General features: G+C 35.7%; 16 protein-coding genes and 1 pseudogene. 5 read left to right on the forward strand and 12 right to left on the reverse strand.

The genetic code is table 11. The annotated features are described in order from the left end of the window. Positions 1-126: 126 nt before the first annotated feature. From SAZ04_RS20280 to SAZ04_RS20305, 6 genes are all read right to left on the reverse strand, one after another. A complete protein-coding gene (locus tag SAZ04_RS20280; protein ID WP_332698887.1) occupies positions 127-618 on the reverse strand; it encodes a P-loop nucleotide/nucleoside kinase family protein in 492 nt (163 codons plus the stop codon). 576 nt (positions 619-1194) lie between these two features. Further along, positions 1195-2790: an ABC1 kinase family protein gene (locus SAZ04_RS20285; protein ID WP_332698890.1), complete on the reverse strand. Its 1596-nt coding sequence runs from the start codon at positions 2788-2790 to the stop codon at positions 1195-1197. 395 nt (positions 2791-3185) lie between these two features. Further along, complete coding sequence (locus tag SAZ04_RS20290; protein WP_332698893.1) at positions 3186-3980, reverse strand: PhzF family phenazine biosynthesis protein; 795 nt, start codon at positions 3978-3980, stop codon at positions 3186-3188. 931 nt (positions 3981-4911) lie between these two features. After that, entirely contained in the window at positions 4912-5292 is a 381-nt protein-coding gene (locus tag SAZ04_RS20295) for a hypothetical protein (protein WP_332698896.1), read from the reverse strand. A gap of 640 nt (positions 5293-5932) precedes the next feature. Continuing rightward, entirely contained in the window at positions 5933-6610 is a 678-nt protein-coding gene (locus SAZ04_RS20300) for an SOS response-associated peptidase (protein WP_332698899.1), read from the reverse strand. Between the two features lie 84 nt (positions 6611-6694). Continuing rightward, positions 6695-7276, reverse strand: coding sequence for a helix-turn-helix domain-containing protein (locus SAZ04_RS20305; RefSeq protein WP_332698902.1), 582 nt, complete (start codon positions 7274-7276; stop codon positions 6695-6697). A 961-nt stretch (positions 7277-8237) separates the two neighbouring features. Here SAZ04_RS20305 and rho point away from each other — a divergent pair. After that, entirely contained in the window at positions 8238-9383 is a 1146-nt protein-coding gene (gene rho, locus SAZ04_RS20310; RefSeq protein WP_332698905.1) for a transcription termination factor Rho, read from the forward strand. Positions 9384-9833: 450 nt separating this feature from the next. On the opposite strand, the pseudogene SAZ04_RS23585 reads toward rho, so the two are convergent. Next, a pseudogene (locus SAZ04_RS23585) lies at positions 9834-9962 on the reverse strand (3'-5' exonuclease); the annotation flags it as partial. 119 nt (positions 9963-10081) lie between these two features. Beyond that, positions 10082-10918 (reverse strand): ATP-dependent DNA ligase, encoded by an 837-nt coding sequence (locus tag SAZ04_RS20315; RefSeq protein ID WP_332698908.1) that lies wholly within the window; start codon positions 10916-10918, stop codon positions 10082-10084. 131 nt (positions 10919-11049) lie between these two features. Between SAZ04_RS20315 and SAZ04_RS20320 the strand changes: the two genes are divergently transcribed. From SAZ04_RS20320 to SAZ04_RS20330, 3 genes are all read left to right on the forward strand, one after another. Beyond that, complete coding sequence (locus SAZ04_RS20320; RefSeq protein ID WP_332698911.1) at positions 11050-11406, forward strand: YhjD family protein; 357 nt, start codon at positions 11050-11052, stop codon at positions 11404-11406. A 429-nt stretch (positions 11407-11835) separates the two neighbouring features. Next, a complete protein-coding gene (locus SAZ04_RS20325; protein WP_332698914.1) occupies positions 11836-12513 on the forward strand; it encodes a ParB/Srx family N-terminal domain-containing protein in 678 nt (225 codons plus the stop codon). 541 nt (positions 12514-13054) lie between these two features. After that, entirely contained in the window at positions 13055-13246 is a 192-nt protein-coding gene (locus SAZ04_RS20330; RefSeq protein ID WP_332698917.1) for a site-specific integrase, read from the forward strand. Between the two features lie 158 nt (positions 13247-13404). Here SAZ04_RS20330 and SAZ04_RS20335 read toward each other — a convergent pair whose 3' ends face one another. Beyond that, entirely contained in the window at positions 13405-13692 is a 288-nt protein-coding gene (locus tag SAZ04_RS20335) for a hypothetical protein (protein ID WP_332698921.1), read from the reverse strand. 427 nt (positions 13693-14119) lie between these two features. Here SAZ04_RS20335 and SAZ04_RS20340 point away from each other — a divergent pair, with 427 nt between their 5' ends. Continuing rightward, the gene (locus tag SAZ04_RS20340) at positions 14120-14302 is read left to right on the forward strand and encodes a M48 metallopeptidase family protein (protein ID WP_332698924.1); all 183 of its coding nucleotides are present in this window, start codon (positions 14120-14122) and stop codon (positions 14300-14302) included. Between the two features lie 96 nt (positions 14303-14398). On the opposite strand, the gene SAZ04_RS20345 is transcribed toward SAZ04_RS20340, so the two are convergent. The 3 genes from SAZ04_RS20345 to SAZ04_RS20355 form a co-directional block, all read right to left on the reverse strand. Continuing rightward, positions 14399-16255, reverse strand: a complete 1857-nt coding sequence (locus tag SAZ04_RS20345) for a PDDEXK-like family protein (RefSeq protein ID WP_332698927.1) — start codon at positions 16253-16255, stop codon at positions 14399-14401. 272 nt (positions 16256-16527) lie between these two features. Next, positions 16528-17931 carry an RNA/DNA-binding domain-containing protein gene (locus tag SAZ04_RS20350; RefSeq protein WP_332698930.1) on the reverse strand — a complete coding sequence of 468 codons (1404 nt, stop codon included), beginning with the start codon at positions 17929-17931 and terminating at the stop codon, positions 16528-16530. Positions 17932-18113: 182 nt separating this feature from the next. After that, positions 18114-18386 carry a type I restriction enzyme endonuclease domain-containing protein gene (locus SAZ04_RS20355; protein WP_332698933.1) on the reverse strand — a complete coding sequence of 91 codons (273 nt, stop codon included), beginning with the start codon at positions 18384-18386 and terminating at the stop codon, positions 18114-18116. Positions 18387-18426: the final 40 nt, after the last annotated feature.

The raw sequence follows: 18426 nt of genomic DNA on the forward strand, positions 1-18426 counted from the left end.
GCATGTGTAAATTCAGTATATCATGAGATTATTAATCTTTTTATTGAAAAATGTTGACAAACTATTAGCTGGTTTAATACAACAAGAAAAGAACTTCTATTAGCTTGTTTAGTTATAAGTATAGAATTATTCAAGTTCCTCTGAAGAAGGTGGCTCAAAGATTTGTATCCACTCTTTAAGTTTAGCTTCAGGTATTAAAAAAGTCCCATCTGAATTCTGTTTATTTCTAGTCTTTAGACGTTCAAACAATAACTCTTCAGATAAATCAACAAAATGACTTTTAAATAATTCAGCTCCTAGGTCCTTTGCTCGAGAACGAAACTCGTCTCGTTGACTTCGAACCCAACATCCAAAATCGAGGATAACATCAATGTTTAGAACTAAAACTCTAGCTGCAAGGTCCCACATAAGAGATTCCACTGTATCATGTCTAGCATCGTGCTCAGCTTCATCTGATTCCGTCATGTTCTCCCCATAATCATGCCCGAATAAACGGATGTGCCATTCATCAGGAGTAAGACGCAGTGCTGAATATTTCTTTTCAAGTTCACGAGCAAGTGTAGTTTTACCACTGCACGGCAGACCAACCATTAAATGAAGGGTTGCTATATTGACCATCTCCAATCTTTCAAAAAGACAAACTTTTCTTTAAAGTTATATGCCCGAATTAAATAGCTCATCTAAACATTTTCTTAAATAAACCTGCTTCGTTAGCTTAAGTACATTATTTTCACTAAGCCACCTGAAAACGAAAACATTTATTGCACAGTATTTAGTCAACTAAGAGGGACGATCACTTTGAATGAAATCGTCCCTCTTAGTTGGTTATTCTATTGCCAGTATCGTTGTACTACGTAACAACAATTACTCCACAATAATAGCCTAAAAACCATCCTTTTAAAGAAAAAAGCCAGATTGGTGAAGGTCAATGTATTTGCATTTTTCGCAAAATAAGCATAAAATTTCTTCGAAATGATGTCTAGCTCCTGCGCCCAGCGACTAGTGTACTTCGCTCATCTCCTACGATAAGTCAACATCAGATCGCGCTATCGCTCTCCGTGTTTCTTTTTCTCAGTCGATATGCTCCAGTCCATACGTCGCTGAACGGGCACTTGCACTTGCGCTTTTCTTACTAACGCACGCCTTTGTGAGTACAGTTATTCACATTCTTTATAGATAACTAAAAAATATTTATTACCCTCTTCGTTTTTCATGCATGTATTTCATCCATTTTTTTAACTTAAAACTGTAAATAAGATATCCGATACCAGATACGACAGATACACCGACGGAAAGCTGAATAATAAGTTGATGGGAAGTATATATCCCTATTCCCATTCCGATAAAACCAAGGAGTATTAATTGAAAAAATTGTTTTTTGTGATTTTCAAATATAGAGAATTGAAAATGTCTTCGCTGCTCGGTTTCTTTCATATTCTCCAGTGTTTGAGGTAGTTTTAGAAATTCTGTAAAGGAATGGACCGTCTTAAATAAAGGCTGTGACTGCAACCAAAACCAAAGAAACGACCACTTGTTATTCCCTTGTTTACTTAACCAATCCATAAAAACTGGTTTTAAAACGCTAATGAGTTCATCCTCTGATGACAAGTTACGAAGCAGTCCTTCTAGCGTTAGGAAAGAACGCCCTAAGAATACAAATCTCGTTGGCACTTGAATAGGTAATGCTTGAATCATATCATTCATTTCCAATTTTAATGCGATAAGATCCATTTCTTTCCATTGCGCAGGTTGAAAAGACAATACTTCAGCCAATAGCCTTTCCATCGTTCTTGGTTCTGCTTCAGGGAGCAAGAATCCTAAATGAGTCAAGCTCTCCACGGCTTTATGGTAATTTTTTGATAGTAAACCTTCTATTAATGCCTGAAAATATGTTGCATCCTTCTTAGAAATTTCCCCTACCATTCCAAAATCTAGTAATATAATTTGTCCTTCATTTGATACGAGTACGTTTCCTGAATGGGGGTCAGCATGGAACATACCTGGTTCAAGCCACTGGGGAAGAAAAACTTCAAGGAGACGCTCTGCCAATTCACGTTGGTTAACTTCTAATTGACCTACCTTTTCTTCATCTGTCAGCTTGTTTCCATCGATCCACTCCATTACCAATACCTTTGGCGTACTCAATTCGGAATACACGTCTGGAATTTTTACTTTATCTACATCCTTAAACCTTTCTTGAAAATAGACTAGGCTATTTTTTTCCTGCGAAAAATCAAGTTCCCTTACAATAACTTCCTTGAGTTCTTTAAATAAAACCTTTAAATTTATAAACCCTTTTGGCATTGGAACAAAATTATGAGCAAACCATATAATCATACTCAACGTACGCAAATCAGTTTTTATGATTGATTGAATATTTGGCCGTTGTACTTTAATTGCAACTGGTTGACCATCTTTTAGAATCCCCTTATAAACTTCTCCTATGGAGGCGGAAGCTACTGCCTTTTTATCGATGGAAAGTAGGGTTTGTTCCAAAGGACCTTTCCATTCTTCTTTAAGAATTCCCTCAATCTCCTCCCATTCTGAAGGGGGAACTTTGTCTGTAAGGTCTTGAATTTGACGGATAAATCCATCAGGAAGTAAGTCCGCACGAGTGCTTAGTAATTGTCCAATTTTTATAAGTAATCCTTCTAATTCAAATACTGTACTCCGAAACCTTCCCCCTATATTGTCCCACAATTTTCCCCAATCAGATTCAGTTTTTTTCCTAAACTTATACCAATAAATTTGAAGGAAGATGACAAATGCCATTGATAACAACTTTGACATCCGCTTTAACTTACTCCTCGTTTTCATCAAATCACTTCTTTTCATTAATAATGAACTATTAAAGTAATCTCTTTGTTAAATACATTTTTTCACAAAACCACCTATAAATGAAGACATTTATTGCACAGTATTTAGTCTACTACGTAATATAAGTTACTCCACAATCTGGCTCTTTAGTTGAATAAGAGGTTACAGAAAATCCCACTTTTTTATACAGCCATCAGGTGCACTTGAGCGTGCGTAAACGTTAATTTATTAACAAATCCTGCATAAATATAGCAATAAATAGTGACAAGTTGAACCTCCTTGGAGCCCAAGGGGGTTGTGATGGGGTACTTCTGTTAAGGTTAATTATATTAACTATAGATGAATAAGATATACAGCCTGTCGGAATATTAATTTAGTAATTTACTTCTCAGTATTGTGATGGCTTGCCCTAATAAGAAAACTCTATCATTATGTAATTTGATTTTTAGAATTCCTCCTCTTTTAGAAGCCTGATATGCAAGAAATTCGTTTTTGTTTAATTTCTCTTGCCAATATGGACCTAGACAACAATGCGCAGATCCTGTAACAGGATCCTCGTTGACTCCTACAGCTGGAAAGAAACATCTTGAAAAAAAATCGTATTCATTTGATGGTGATTTGCTTGTTACAATGATTCCTCTAGTATCAATTTGTTCTAATAGTGAAAAGTTAGGATTTAATTCTCTTAACATTTGTTCTGAGTCTATTTCAATTAAATAATCAAATCGGTTTCGTCCAACATATAATGGCTGAATTCCTAATCCTTCAATAAGTTCCTTGGGATATATATTTTCCTGTTTAGGTTGTTCAGATGGGAAATCTAATTCAATCCATTCCCCACTTTTACTAGCTGTAAGTACCCCACTTTTAGTATAAAATCTAATTGGTTGTTCTGAGTTCATATGACCCAGTTCCCATAAAATATGTGCACTCGCCAGAGTAGCATGTCCACACAAATCTACTTCTGTATTTGGTGTAAACCACCTTAATGAGTATCCATCTTTATAAGGATGAAGGAATGCAGTCTCGGATAAATTCATTTCAGCAGCAATATTTTGCATCCAAATATCGTCTTGTGAAGTAGAAAGAACACAGACGGCTGCTGGATTTCCTTTAAAAGCCTGATTTGTAAAAGCGTCTACTACATAAATAGGTGTCGTCATAATCTAAATTCTCCTCTTTAAATTTTTAAATACTCTATAAATTTACCAAAAAATTCAAACGAAATGGAAATACTTTTACTTCTAAGATCGGGAATTATGTAAAATAGGCAGACAAAGAAAAGTATTTTTCTTATTCCGTAATTTCAGCTAATAGGAGTTATGTTGACTATTCAAGAAAAGGGCGCGCTAATTTAGGAACACGTCTTTTTCGTGTATTGGGCCATATTCTTGAATAACACTTAGTAGCTTATTTGTACATGCTCTTTCCTTTTAAGGACCAGATTGTTGAAGGTCTTAGGAAGGTTTTTAGTGTTTTTAGCAATTAAAAAATTTCGTTTATAGCAGTATATTTTTCGTATAGAAAATAAGCCAATATATACAACTATTACATAGGATCTTGTATATATTGGCTTATTAAATATTACTTCTTATTTTAACGTAACCGGATCTATTCGCTGCGCTAAATGCGGCTATTTTCATTTAAAACAATACGAATAAAAAGGATGTACATAATTAGACAAACTTAATGTGTTATTCGTTGAAACAAAGACCAATTCCTTTACTAGACAATATAAAAAATCGAAGATAATACGATTACCCATTTCGTTAAGAACTGAATATATATAGTTAGTCATAACTACCAACCAATACGTTTTTTAAAGTTTAAAAGGATCTTCAACTTGAAGATCCTTTTTTTTCAATACCGATAACATCGCTTATGTTGACTTGATTTGTATACAGTATTCAATGTAATACAGGTAAGGAAATCTCCATGTTTTCGGTTACTTCGCTTTCTTTCTCCAATGAAGGGGACGCTAAGTCAGTTCTTGGTCATTTATGAGTTTCGCTTTGGGCTGTTTGAACACTTCGTCCTGCCACAGTTGATACAGATAGATGATAAACGCAAAACCGACCATCATAGCAACAATAGCTATTGTAGACAAAGTCGATTCACTCGAAACAAGCCCCATCCGTTGCATACCGGGTAAACGATGTACATAAATAACCCGTCCAAAAGTATATTGACAGTCAAATACATCCAAAATTTCCCGAAAGTAAAGCGGAATATCCAGATAACTATAACTAAATATGCTCCATACACCCAAGGAACCGGGACGACTTTATCCCACCCGAACAGACTGGAACCTGTCTCTTTCCACCATCCGTAATGGTAATCCGCTTGATATGCTAAGGTATGAATAACGGTCATAAATAGAGCGACCGGCATGTACCTGCGTACAGTATCCATTTTCAAAAAAAACAAGGACGCCCAAGGCAATATCACGAGTGACCAGAGAATAATCTGTTTCATGTCATTAATACCCCACATTAGTTTTATGTATAGTGTTACTCTCGGTTCATATATTTATTCGATTTATCCTATAAAAGTAACTGAAACACCGACTTGGTTAAGCAGAATAACATTCCAATTGGGAATAATGTTTGCGGTTGGCTACGATTTAGAGGGTTTTATCTCATTCTTTATATACCATTTAAGCTTGATGCTTTCTATTTAAATGCTGATATATACTTTATGGTCAAATAGAAATTTGTGTTTACATACATTACGGGGAACCGTATTATAAGTAAATAAGTTTTTTGTATTAATAGAATTGAAACTTCAGAGCTGAAAAAAATTTGGGTCCATGTTTTTTAGGGAAAGGGCTAAAGTGATTATAGTTGTACGATATTTCATTAAAGGGCGCGATTGTTGAACAAAAAGTAAAAGGAGTGAAACATATTATACATGACTAATATGTTTCACTCCTTATTTTTTATGACTTTTTACGATTTAGGTCTTGATAATAGTTGGCTTTCCGATCAGTCTGTTGTGTAGCCGCCAATATTACTCTTACACTCTTATCCACCGTCTATAAAAAGCTTTTCCAAAACAAAAAAGCCAGCCTATAAAAAAATAAAAAACAGAGTCCTTGCTATTTCAAGATACACCTCTATAACAACGCCGCAATGAGCTCCTCTCCATTGTTCCTTGGATTATTCACCAACGTACTGACTTCATATGCACTCATCTTTTCGCTATCATAAGGTTGCAAAATGCTTTTCAATAAATCTTTATCATCAATGCTTTGATCTACCCATGCTTCCCTGTTTCCTTCTTCTAAAAGAACGGGCATCCGATCATGAAGTTCGCTCATCATTTGATTTGGTTCTGTCGTAATAATGGTACAAGACACAATTTCTTCCCCATTCATTCTCCAACGATCCCATAAACCAGCAAAAGTAAAGAGGTCCCCACCTCCAACCGTAATTCGATAAGGCCTTTTCTGGCCCTTTTCTCGTTTCCATTCATAAAAACTGTCCGCTACAACCAAACAGCGTCTACGCTTCAATAACTGCCTAAAGGCCGGCTTCTCGTCTATCGTCTCCGCACGAGCATTAATCATTTTATAACCAATCTTCTTATCTTTTGCCCAGGACGGAACAAGTCCCCACTTTAAAAAACCAGCCTTCAATCCCTCTTTATGCCCCACGATACTCAGAACATCTTGTGATGGAGCAATATTGTAATTAGCTTTTATCTCAGGAAATAGGATTCCAAATTCCTCTTGAAGGGCCTCTGGACTTGCTGTTAAGGTAAACCTTCCACACATCGTCATCGCCTCTTTCATCGTTTAGATCCTATACAACCATGTTGACCAATCTTTATACAACAAACATTTCATTAAAAACCTGTGGTTATCTCCTTGATACACCTAAAGGTAAGACGACACTTTGTCCTTTTTCGTTCGGACATACTCAATGATCGAAAAAATGATTTGCTCCTCTCGATCATCAAAGTTCTGGTCTAGCAACAATCGCTGACCATCAAAACCAAACGCTTCAAGCAAATAGAACACACGAGGTTTACTGTAAGCCTTACTGTTCTCCTGACAAGCTTTCCATACTTCCTTCTCTAACGCCCTTGGATAGCGGCGATGCTCTATGCATTCTCGAATACGCGTTTTCCTGAGTTCCAAGAAACCTTCCCAAATTTGTTTATTAGCTAATTCGATCCACATTTCTTCACGAATACGCTCTATATCTTCTTTTGCAATATTTGTTGTTTTAGAGGCGCTTGCTTCTTTCACAACACTTGTTGTAATAGAATCAGGCAATCGCTCTTGAACAAAAGCATCGAGGGCTTCTTTTGGAATCTGCCAGCCTTCTTTACGAGAAATTGGCGCTTTTGCTTTAATAACCCCTTGCCGCAACCAACGGCGAACACTCTCTTTGTGTGTCGTGATTTTATATTGCTTTAACAGTTCGAATGCTTCATCTACACTATACATCTGCATGATCTCACCCCTTACACAACAATGGTTGCAATAATTATAATACAACCATTGTTGTTTTAACAACCAGGATCACTTTTTTCTATCCTCTATCTAATCAGGAATAGAAAAAAGCCAACATGTCTGCTGACTTATCTTTCGTTTTCATTTATATTTCCATTTATTGCAAACTGGGTACGAAACAACCACAAACTCAACTTCATTTTATAAGTGGCCACATAGACGAACGGGATCGAGAACAATACGTCCCAATAGAGATGTTGAAAATAGTCCATTTTTCGAGTCATAAGGCTCCCCCAACATGTTCTTTCCCTTAGTATACGTGCTTTTTCAATCTTTTCGATCTTTTTCATCCACCAAATTTCCTACTATTTAGATCTACCCATTATGAGTTTTACTGTCCCCTGATCATCTTCTATTCATTTTCCTTCTCACACTCTCCGCGTTCATTCATAAATAAGTTAGCTTCCTCAAACGTCCTTCTCTTGCGTACACTTAGACTTATGCAAGAGACAATAAAGTGAAATCCGCATAGGATGAAGAGAAATAAAATCAGCGACGGGCTGTTGAGCTGGTTTTAGTCATAAAAGAGAGTTTCTTAAACCTTGGAGCTCTCTTTTATATTGCCTATCGGTTGCACACTTCCCCTATCTCGTCTAGACAACTACTTAGTGCCTGAACACACCAAACACTTCAACTGATGTCATTTATGAAAAAATCCACTTGATATTAGTCAATAAATGTCATAATATTTAATTAATATCTACGTTGTCCCTACTCTTAAACTCACTGAAAGCTCCTCCCTATTGGACTAAGAACAGTAAAAACACCCTAAAAAATCGTGATCTACCATTCTCCATGAGCAACCCATTAAAACCTTCTAACATGTTTCCATCCTTTTTACCTGATTTCTATTCCTACTTTAAATCTCCAATAAGATAAACTTAAGAAAGGTGCGATGTAAATGAGCGTGATATCTCCAGCTTTATTTCCTGTACGTGGAATTCTTGAGATAGCAAATAATAAGGAGTTTGGTATTTTAAGATCGGGGGATCCTTCGATAGATGGGAAAGACACTTATGTTTCGATCTCGCAGATTGGAAAGTTTGCTTTAAGAACGGGGGACCTCGTGACTGGACAAGCACGATCATCAAAACAAAATGAACAATATTATGGATTAATGAAAATTACTGAAATTAATGGAGCTCCTCCAGAATCTCAGATACTCAGGCCTCATTTTAAATCGTTAACTCCTATCCATCCAAACAAAAAAATAACCCTTGAAGGAAAGAACCATAGCATAACAAACCGCCTCATAGACATGTTTGCGCCCATTGGATTTGGCCAGCGTGGACTTATCGCAGCCCCACCCAAAGTAGGGAAAACAACGCTATTAAAAGACATAGCTAATGGGATTGCTCATAATCACCCTGATGCAGAATTATTGATCCTTCTCATCGATGAACGTCCTGAAGAAGTAACGGATATTAAACGCTCTGTCAAAGCCACGGTGCATAGTTCTACATTCGATGAACTTCCCAAAAATCATATTAAAATAACGGAACTCGTATTAGAAAGCGCCATGCGCCTAGTAGAAAATAAAAAAGATGTCATTATTCTCGTAGATAGTATGACACGGTTGGCAAGGGCTTATAATGTGAGTGTTCCACCAAGCGGTCGAACCCTTTCAGGAGGATTAGATCCTGTGTCCTTTTATGGACCAAAGCGCTTTTTTGGGGCAGCAAGAAATATGGAGGAGGGGGGCAGTCTGACTATTTTAGCCACAGCTTTAATTGATACGGGCTCAAGAATGGATGATGTCATTTATGAAGAGTTTAAAGGGACCGGAAATATGGAATTACACTTAGACCGAAAGTTTGCTGAACGACGAATCTTCCCTGCAATGGATCTAGTACGTTCGGGGACAAGAAAAGAGGAAATGCTACTGTCTCCAGATACCTTAGACGTATTATGGAACTGGAGAAATTCAGCGCATGATTCCGTTGAGCTTTTGACAAGAACCCTCAACTTATTTCACCGATTCCCTACCAATGAAGACGCTCTTCAACAAATGAAAACTCAATTTAAAAAGGTTTATAGTCATACCTAGGGCCACGGTTGCTACAATTGTAGCCCTTATTAATAAATGTATTTGATCATTTAATATTGAGCCGCTTTTCAATGGTTCGATCACATAAAAAATGAGCCACATGATTTCCAATTTCCATAACCTCTCTTACAAAACGGGTGTTACCAATCATTGATCAATGTCTTGAATAAGATCTCAAACGGTTCTATTGTTTTACTATTCTATCTTCCGATTGTTCCGGAAAACTATCATAAAATTGATTTAATAAATAAGTCAGGTATGAATTTAGTTCAAATCGATCTCTATAAACAAAATCAGACAAGTTTAATTTACTTTCTCTAGACACAACTTTACCCCCTTTATTTAAATTCCTTATCTTCATGATTACCAAACTATCACTCTCTTAAACATATTGTTAAAAGTTTTATTGAAATTTCAACAAAAATACCTAGAATTATTGGTGATATTGTCTTATATGTATTCTTTATATAAAGACAGGAGGTAATTTGATGGAGGTACAATTCCTTCATTAACAGATGCAACAATCATTCGAGAGAATTCTAAACCTTTCACTCGGTGCATAGTTGCAAGCCGTACACCCGGTTGTTGTTGTGGATCATTAGGATCAAGTTATTACATAAGGAACGTTCTCTTGTTTAAACATAGGTTAATAAGACCTTTTACTTTATCCTGATGCTAAAATAAAAAAGAGCCCGCAACTAAGCGAACTCTACGAAACTAGGCAATCGCAATAAGCCGGCCTTAGTTACGTTACGATACTTAACGCGACACTTTAGCGACTCCTTATCGAAATATATGAATTTATCGTTCTCACCCGTCTTTAATTCGCCAGCCATTCCGTAGACTTTCTTGCGGGTGTCTGTCGGCACTCCTAACTCCATAATTCCCGCATGATTTCCATCAGAAAACGCGAGTAACCATCCGAATTCATCCTTACGCAATCCATGAATCCAAACGTCCTCATACGCGTAATTAATGACCTTAAGCCACGATTTAGACCGCTTATTCATTTCATATATAGAATTTTTCCGCTTCAATACTATACCTTCGAGGCCTTGCGCTTGGCATAAATTAAATAGCGTGGTGCCGTTGCCTTCTACCGATAATACTTTGGACAATAACGCGGTGTCTTTTGGTATGAGTGAATGTAATATAACCTTCCGCTCAATAAGAGGTAATTTCGCAACAGTTTCTCCCTTATGATAAATAACATCAAATACGCAATATGAAACGTGCTGTTGACCATCGAGATTCTTCGTACGCAGGAAACGGGATTGCATCGCCTCAAAGTCGGGTTTGCCGTTGGAGTCAGTAACTACGATCTCACCGTCGAGAATAGTTCCAGGAGGAATCGGGAGCGAGTGAAGTTCGGGAAAACGATTCGTAACATCTGTTTTGTGGCGCGTATATAACTTAACGCATCCATCTATATTCGAATAGATCAATCGGATACCATCGAGTTTTAATTCAGCGAGGTAATCCGAATCGACGAATGGTTTTTCGACTCTATGCAATAACATCGGACTTATAAACATATCCTCACCTCAACGTCAATTATATCACGGCTTTCATTGTGAGAGACTAGGAAACTGTTAGGATGTCACTCACTTGATAAACGAACATATATTCGTATATAATGTAGAAAATTAGACGGAAGGTGATCTGAATGTTATCAAGCGAAGACCTTGAGCTAGTTATGCGCTTTATTTATGTGCCAATGGTTCGTAAGGTTTTAGTTCGGGATATGGAGCGAATAGAGAGCGCCGGGTTTAAGTTCCATGAACCGTATTTTGCGTTAATGGAAAAGACGTTAAATAAGGTCGGAATGGATATACGGGATATTAAGAAAGAAATGAGTAAGTCAGGGATCAGCGTGTACCATCAGGGTTTAGTAAGCGAGAAGTGTAAGTACTTGGTTATCTGTCGTGGTTACCGAGAGGAGATGAATTTGTTTCCACACCTAATGAAGAATGAGGTACTAAAGTATATGACTCAATATTTAACGCAAGATAACGAGATGTAACGATTTATAATTTTTCCTCATTTTTAGAAAAATAGTATTTTTTATAGATGTCCCCTTTTCCTTTTACGTCTTTAAACACTTGTCGAAGTTCATGAAAAACCATTTCGACCCAACGATTAATTTAGTTGATGGAACTGACCAGCCGTTTAAGGCCTAATCACAGGGTTGCTGCTGTTTCCTGACTGTACCCCTTTAGGCAAACAACGAAAAACAACTAAAATAAGATGTTGCTGAGGGCGACTCTAAGCGAATTAATTTTTGTTTGTAAGAGGACACACCTTCTCGTTGCAAATATTCATCCAACTGAATCTAACCTAGCCGCATTGCAACTAATCTATAATTTTAAAAAATTTATCAATGTATTTATAATTAGTGATAAAATTATAAATGAAATCTTGAATAACCATTTATTAACAAGGAGGAATTCAGGTGGCGTTTGATTATACTAATTTAAAAGAATATAGTTTAGACATTGACGAACTACGTAATTACTTTTATAAACATTATCGGTTAAATTTTAAGTATTTTGATCAATGGATAGATGGTTGGATTAAAGTGTTTAAAAATGCTGAAAAAGATACTGCTATTCAAATAAATAATTTAAAGAAAACAGGATTTCCAGATTTTGAAGTCTATAGACAAAATGTACACTTCGGAAGAGTTACATTTAAATTTAACTTTATTATAGAAGGCGCTAAAGACTATGTGAAAAATAGTAATATCAAGCAAAAAAAAATAAAGGCTAATCAATTTTCTGAACAAATTAAGTGGAGTAAAGAATCTGGTACCACTACACATGATATAAATAACCCAATTTTTCTTACGACACTTCCTATGGAAGATTATATGTATGTTGTAATTGATGGAAACCATCGTCTTACTAAACTTCTAGCAAAGGGAGCAACTGAAGTAAGTTGTATAGATATCCATCCTATGGAAATTATTAATCATAATATTTTAATGTTTACAATTGATAAAGCTATTTATGCTTTCATGGTTGAACATAAGGCTTTCCAACAGCATTTAAACCTAAATATACATCCTCATGAAGCATTATTTAATTCCTCTAATATTAATAATGCCTTTAAAAAAATGAATGTTGGTTGAAGAATTTAGCTACACACATTGAAAGAACGCCCATGTTTATGATGGTAATTGACCGTCTTGCTTCATCTCTTCAACGATATACCAATAGGTATCCTTTTCTTTCTGTTTGGCGGTATTGTTTTAACTTAGCTTGATGGGTATGTGACGCTACCCCTAATCCACCTTTTCGGGGTTTTGTGCAAATACACCCAATATAGAAATACCATTTAGTAACGATTGACAGGCTTAAGCCTGTTTTATTCCTTCAAGGATTAAAGAATAAGAGATCATTTCTTCAACTAGTGATTTCAGAAAGCTGAATAATGAATCTAACAAAATAGATATTTTGTTACATTCATATAATAGTAAAAAAAACGGAAAAACCCTTGATATCAAGGGTTTTTCTATTTATTTTGAAGTATATCAAAAAATGAATTTAACGTTTTGTTTAATAGTGTTCTATTTAATTTAACGAATTGAGTAGAAGTAGGTACGCTGTGAAAGTCAAACGAATCAAGATGACACCCACCTTGAAGAGTGAAATTAGAAGTATATCCGCAACATGGCTGATTCTGATTACTTGTTTCTATCGAGAAAAGGACAGAAGCCAATTAGTCGGGTACAAGCGTGGAAGATCATTAATGATGCTGCGCGTATTAATGATACTATTGGCACTCATACGTTACGTAGGATATCTTTTTATCAAATGACGAAGGATGCTGCCATGCTCCAGAAGATATTTGGTTTTTTATAAAGAAAACTTAATCAATGAACGATTTTTCAACGTTTCGAGCCATATTCTAATAAAACTTTATTCTAAAGTTACAGCTGAATTTGTTTTTGATAATTAAATTAGAAACCTATATGACAATAAATAGACCACCAGCAAATCGAAACTGGTGGTTTTAATGTTTATGCAAATATTAAGGCTGCAATAAGTAAATTCAATCCGTTGCTTTCGACATTGAATTTTCTTCTGTAATCAGTGCCGTTGTAAGTATTAAACCATTCTTCAAGATATTCTTCAGTTTCTGGCTTTTTTGCAAAGTCAAATAAATCAGGTATATCGTACTTTTCACCTAAATAAGTAAAAAGCGTTCTGTTTAAGGATTTTTCTTCAACCAAACTAATTTCTTCTTTAGCGCCTTTGTCGATTAAATGATTAATCAATAAAGTTGGGAATTCTAAACCTCTGCTCATAATATAACCTCCAATTTAATTGTTATTCGACACCTACTAACATTTTCCTTCCAGAATCTGTAGTACAAAAGCCGCACCAATGATAAAATGGAATTATTATCAAATTGTAAGGGAGGGTAGAGCTATGTCAAACTACGATTCATATTTAAGTAGTTTATTAGACTACTTGAAACAATATATTACTAATATGAAAAGTAGGCCAATTCTTTTTATTGGGCTTGATCACAGGGTTACTGCTCTAATCCGTCACATAAGTCTTAACACCGATGAAATGGTTGTTTTCCTGTTACCGAATAGGTTAGTTGATCCCACAAATGAACGTTTTAGTACTAAATATAGGGAGCAGACAAGGTAGATCCAGAGCAGGATAGGCATTTTATGTAAATGATCTGACGGACTACTGCAGCAACCCTGTGATTAGGCCTTATTGAATAGGCGAATTTTTTTAGCACCTACCTCGATTATTGACTATGTATTAGCTCATGAACTGGTCCACTTAAAACATATGAATCATTCGAAAGAATATTGGGAGACATTACGAATGCTGCTGCCCGACTATGAACACCGAAAAGAGTGGCTAAGGATCAACGGTGGTACCCTAAACGTTTAAAAAGTGGCCAGAAATCTGTAGGGATTTCTGGCCATTTTGAATATTACTATCGAGTTGACGCGGTACAGTTTATCATTAGCAAAGAAACATTCAATCTCAATGGTTTTCCGATTGCATAGGATTTTTTAAAGTCTCAATCTTATTTAAGATATCTTGATTTTTGGGATCACTAAACAATCTTTCCATCTCTTCATATATTACTTCTTCTTCATCCCAATTAGTTACGACTTTTGACTTTGAAAATATACGAGTATATCTAGCAGTTGGTTGCTTTGATTGTTTTGAAAATGATATACCTAATGTTTCAAGCCTTTCAGTAATTGCTAAGCGATACTCAGGCTGCAATGGACCAAGCTCCAGTATCAGCTTTAGTCGGTCATCCTTCAGCCGTTCAAACCAAAAAGTGAACGTACTATTATGCCACCACCATTTTTCACGTGCAACCCCATATGTACTTTCTAATTCCCGAAACGTCGGAATAAGAAATGCAGCGTTACGAGCCTGAATTCGATAATGGTCTTCGAGTATTCCATGACTTTCAACAAATTTCAAAAATGCTCCTCTTGAAATCTTGCCTGCAACACTGTAGGCATCGGAACCTACACTTTCAATCTGTTCATCCGCCTCTTTCTCCATGGTTTCCACAGCTAATGCAATCTTTTTAAACGTAGAATTTATGTCTGGATCATGGTATAAACGTTCCATTCCCTCAAGGATCTCTTGTTTATTCGCCCAATCTAAAACCTCGGTTGTTTGCGTATGAATTTTTGTATATTTCTTACCTTCTAATTTTGCTGATGTTCGAAAAGATATACCTTGGAATTCAAGCGCCGTTAAAAGCTTTAGTCTTTCTTCAAAAGGTATGGGCCCTACTTCTATATTAACCTTTAACCGTTCATCCCAAGTTCGTTCAAACCAAATAATCAAACCATGTCCAAGCCAATACCCCTGTTCAGGTTCTCCAATTGTTTCTACAAAGTCAACCCACTCAGGTAAAATAAAGCTTGGTGCTTGAACATGTGCTTTGTAGGACTCCTGTGGTATTTTCTCTATTTGAACAAAGGATAAAAATGCCTCTCGAAGAACATTACTGCCCATTTTAAAAATATAGTCAATAGTCTGTTTCTTTTTTTCATATATTCTTTTTAATGCTTCTTGATGACTATTTGTGAATCCATCCACCTGTTGAAACAGCTGGTGATAACGTGGTTGTTTGCGGTATACGTGGTGTTGACTAAGATATAATACATCAATGGCAGCTTGATTGACTTGATAAACATCAAGAGCAAGCTGAATCGCCTCTTCATCCTGAACAAGTTCTTCCTGTAAAATGGCCGTATAATACATTAAAAATTCGTAGACATTGTCAGAAATAGCGTCCCGATGTAATTCTAAATGTAAGGTGATGATTTCTAAAACATCGTGGTAATCCACTATCCAATAATCTGGATACGACGGTGAATCACTTGTAAGGGTTAGGAAAATCGGAATAATGGTATATTCTCCAAAGTAACTGCGTGCATAAGTAAGGTAATCTTCAAGTTGTCCATGAGATTCACCCGCATGAAATTTGTTTTCAATAACAAAGACAAGCCTTTGTGAAGGTACGACTACCAACAAGTCTATGTAACGATTAGTTTCTGTTTTTACTTCACGATTCACTTCAGCATCTGAAAAAGAAGCATAAAGATAGGAAAGAAAATCAAAACCTTCTAATTTATCTTCATTTTCAGTGCGTGTCACTAAACGTGACAATAGTTTTTTCACAAAAAAACTCCCTAGTTGATGATTTTCATTTGGATCTAATAACCATGCTAGTACGTTTGAATGTCGAATTTCAAACTGATCGACACGTAACACTTTTAAAGGGTTAAATTGATGAAACTTTTGATGTAAACGCGCAAACTCTTTTGAATGTTCAAGCTGTGCTATTGCTTCAGGAGAATAAGTCATATCTTGCTCCAATCATAGAAAAAGCCACTTTTTCTGGTAATGCATTAATCTTATCTAATATTATTCCCCACCCTCTCAAGTCCTTAAAACGGCAAAAGATATTTTAAAATGAGTTACCTATAAATAGAAAGTTGCAACCTACAATAATCTAAAGCAGATTTCATCTGAAAAGGAACGGATTATCAAACCGCTCCCAAATTTACTACAATCTTGGATTTAGAGATTATATTACCGGTCTGGTAAGAGAACATTCGCTTAAATTTGATGTTAAGTTAATCTTCTTTATCCTTTAATCTCCAAGCAGTTGCAGAACCCTTTTTTCCAGGAACCTTCTCTATTATCTTATGGTCTCTCAGTTTTACGAACACATTTTTCATAGTATTCTCTGAAGATATTCCACATAATTTCCTTGCAGTTCTGTTATTAATCTCATCATTTTCTTTTAAATATTCAATTACTGTTTCCTCTGGTGAAGCGAGTGTCTCGTGGGGTAGAGTAACAATAACATTGTTATTATCAATCTCAATTCTTGGAGGTTTTAACCTCATTTCCTGCATTTTTTGGAATGCGGTGTTTAACCCCTCACCTATATCCTTATTAGGAGGATCTGGATACTTATTTAATAAGCGAACAACTGTTGGATTTCTCGCAAAACGATCTTCTAAGATATTTCGAGTTGTAATATATCCTGGTAAACGACCTGGATTTTTAACTTCAATTCTGTTATTAAATATTATTACGTGAATGTCATCTGAAATATTGTAATCTCTATGTATTACGGCATTGACTACAATTTCTTGTATTGCCTCAATCGGATATTTCGCCTTTTCCAACTTTCCATTTTCGAATATATTTACGGACTCGATTATTTCTTTGACATATTTTAAAGTGTCTTTTATTTGGGTCATTAAACAACCTTCCACAGTAAATTGTTCCTTTAAGTGTTCCCTCTTAGGTTCAATATCAGTAGTATCATAACGAGTTACTTTTACTGCAGATTTCTTTGACAAAATTGCTGATGGATTATCTGAATATAAAAGCACTGCTGCAATAGAAGGATAATAGTTATTTTTATCCCTTCGTACCAGCCTCTGCTTCTTCAAATAGTCGAACGTATCCATTCTGGGTGAATAAAATTTTAAAAATCTCTCTAATTCCTCTGACTCTAGTAATTCATCTACAACATAGCCAGATATCAATTGGTCTTCGTATGATATTAATCCCTTGGATAATTGTAAATTAGTAATTTCTCTACCAGTAATAGGAAGACTTTGAGCACCTTTCCTTACAAATGCCTTTTTCTCTGAAGTATAATGAATTTCAGCACTTTTAAATACACTAATTTTTAAAACAAGTCCTTGTTCACTTTCTTCTACTTTATAGAAATCAATATCCATCTGAGGAGAAGGTTCAATATCTAAGGTAATGGTTTGAATAAGCTGATTAGCTTCTTCTTGATTTTTAAAACCAACCCACCGGTCAAATGGTCGAATGACTTTTTCTTTTTCATCAAGAATACCTACATATACTTCTCCACCGTCCGCATTTGCAAAGGCAGTTACAATTCTTTGAAGTTTCTTACCATTAATATCCTTACTTTTCAAATCTAAGAAATGGGTTTCATCTTCATTAATAATATCTAGTGCTTCTTTTTTAGAGATAATTTTCGTTTCCAATATATTGCTCCCTTTTATTCAACAATATTTCCCAAATTATACCATTTTTCTTCATCTTTTTCTTAGACTCTTAGTCAAGTTTGGGATAATAGGTTTATAAATTATTCCTAAATTTTTCACTTGCGTATCGCTTTTATCAAAAAGAAATGGGGTGGGAGATTAATAAGGAGGAGACAGTTGTCTCATTTGTTTTCTGTCTCTCGTTTAGCTTGCATATCTTCTACCTTAACGTTTCCGCACATCAGTTCAGCTTGTCTCATAACTACATCAAGAGCATTCTTCACTTGTTTTGGTGGATAATCGTATTTCTTTAGTAGGCGTTTAATAATTCGTCTCATTCCCGCTTGGGCGCTCGTCCTTACATGCCAATCAATAGAGATGTTACGTTTTATTGCTGCTGTTAGCTCATTGGCGATTTTCTTTAACGAACTATAGCCAGAAGTCTCCTTCCTCAAAAATTCGATAGAATTTTAGGTGGGAGATGAATGGCGCTAT

This window comes from Halalkalibacter lacteus, from assembly GCF_036663595.1.
Lineage (GTDB): Bacteria > Bacillota > Bacilli > Bacillales > Bacillaceae_D > Halalkalibacter > Halalkalibacter lacteus.

Bases quoted from the DNA above. Each gene is read 5' to 3' on its own strand.
- SAZ04_RS20290 (WP_332698893.1), bottom strand. From the start codon at position 3,980: ATGACGACACCTATTTATGTAGTAGACGCTTTTACAAATCAGGCTTTT.
- SAZ04_RS20320 (WP_332698911.1), top strand. From the start codon at position 11,050: ATGTTATCAAGCGAAGACCTTGAGCTAGTTATGCGCTTTATTTATGTG.
- SAZ04_RS20335 (WP_332698921.1), bottom strand. From the start codon at position 13,692: ATGAGCAGAGGTTTAGAATTCCCAACTTTATTGATTAATCATTTAATC.
- SAZ04_RS20280 (WP_332698887.1), bottom strand. From the start codon at position 618: ATGGTCAATATAGCAACCCTTCATTTAATGGTTGGTCTGCCGTGCAGT.
- SAZ04_RS20345 (WP_332698927.1), bottom strand. From the start codon at position 16,255: ATGACTTATTCTCCTGAAGCAATAGCACAGCTTGAACATTCAAAAGAG.
- SAZ04_RS20330 (WP_332698917.1), top strand. From the start codon at position 13,055: ATGGCTGATTCTGATTACTTGTTTCTATCGAGAAAAGGACAGAAGCCA.
- SAZ04_RS20305 (WP_332698902.1), bottom strand. From the start codon at position 7,276: ATGCAGATGTATAGTGTAGATGAAGCATTCGAACTGTTAAAGCAATAT.
- SAZ04_RS20300 (WP_332698899.1), bottom strand. From the start codon at position 6,610: ATGAAAGAGGCGATGACGATGTGTGGAAGGTTTACCTTAACAGCAAGT.
- rho (WP_332698905.1), top strand. From the start codon at position 8,238: ATGAGCGTGATATCTCCAGCTTTATTTCCTGTACGTGGAATTCTTGAG.
- SAZ04_RS20285 (WP_332698890.1), bottom strand. From the start codon at position 2,790: ATGTCAAAGTTGTTATCAATGGCATTTGTCATCTTCCTTCAAATTTAT.
- SAZ04_RS20295 (WP_332698896.1), bottom strand. From the start codon at position 5,292: ATGAAACAGATTATTCTCTGGTCACTCGTGATATTGCCTTGGGCGTCC.
- SAZ04_RS20315 (WP_332698908.1), bottom strand. From the start codon at position 10,918: ATGTTTATAAGTCCGATGTTATTGCATAGAGTCGAAAAACCATTCGTC.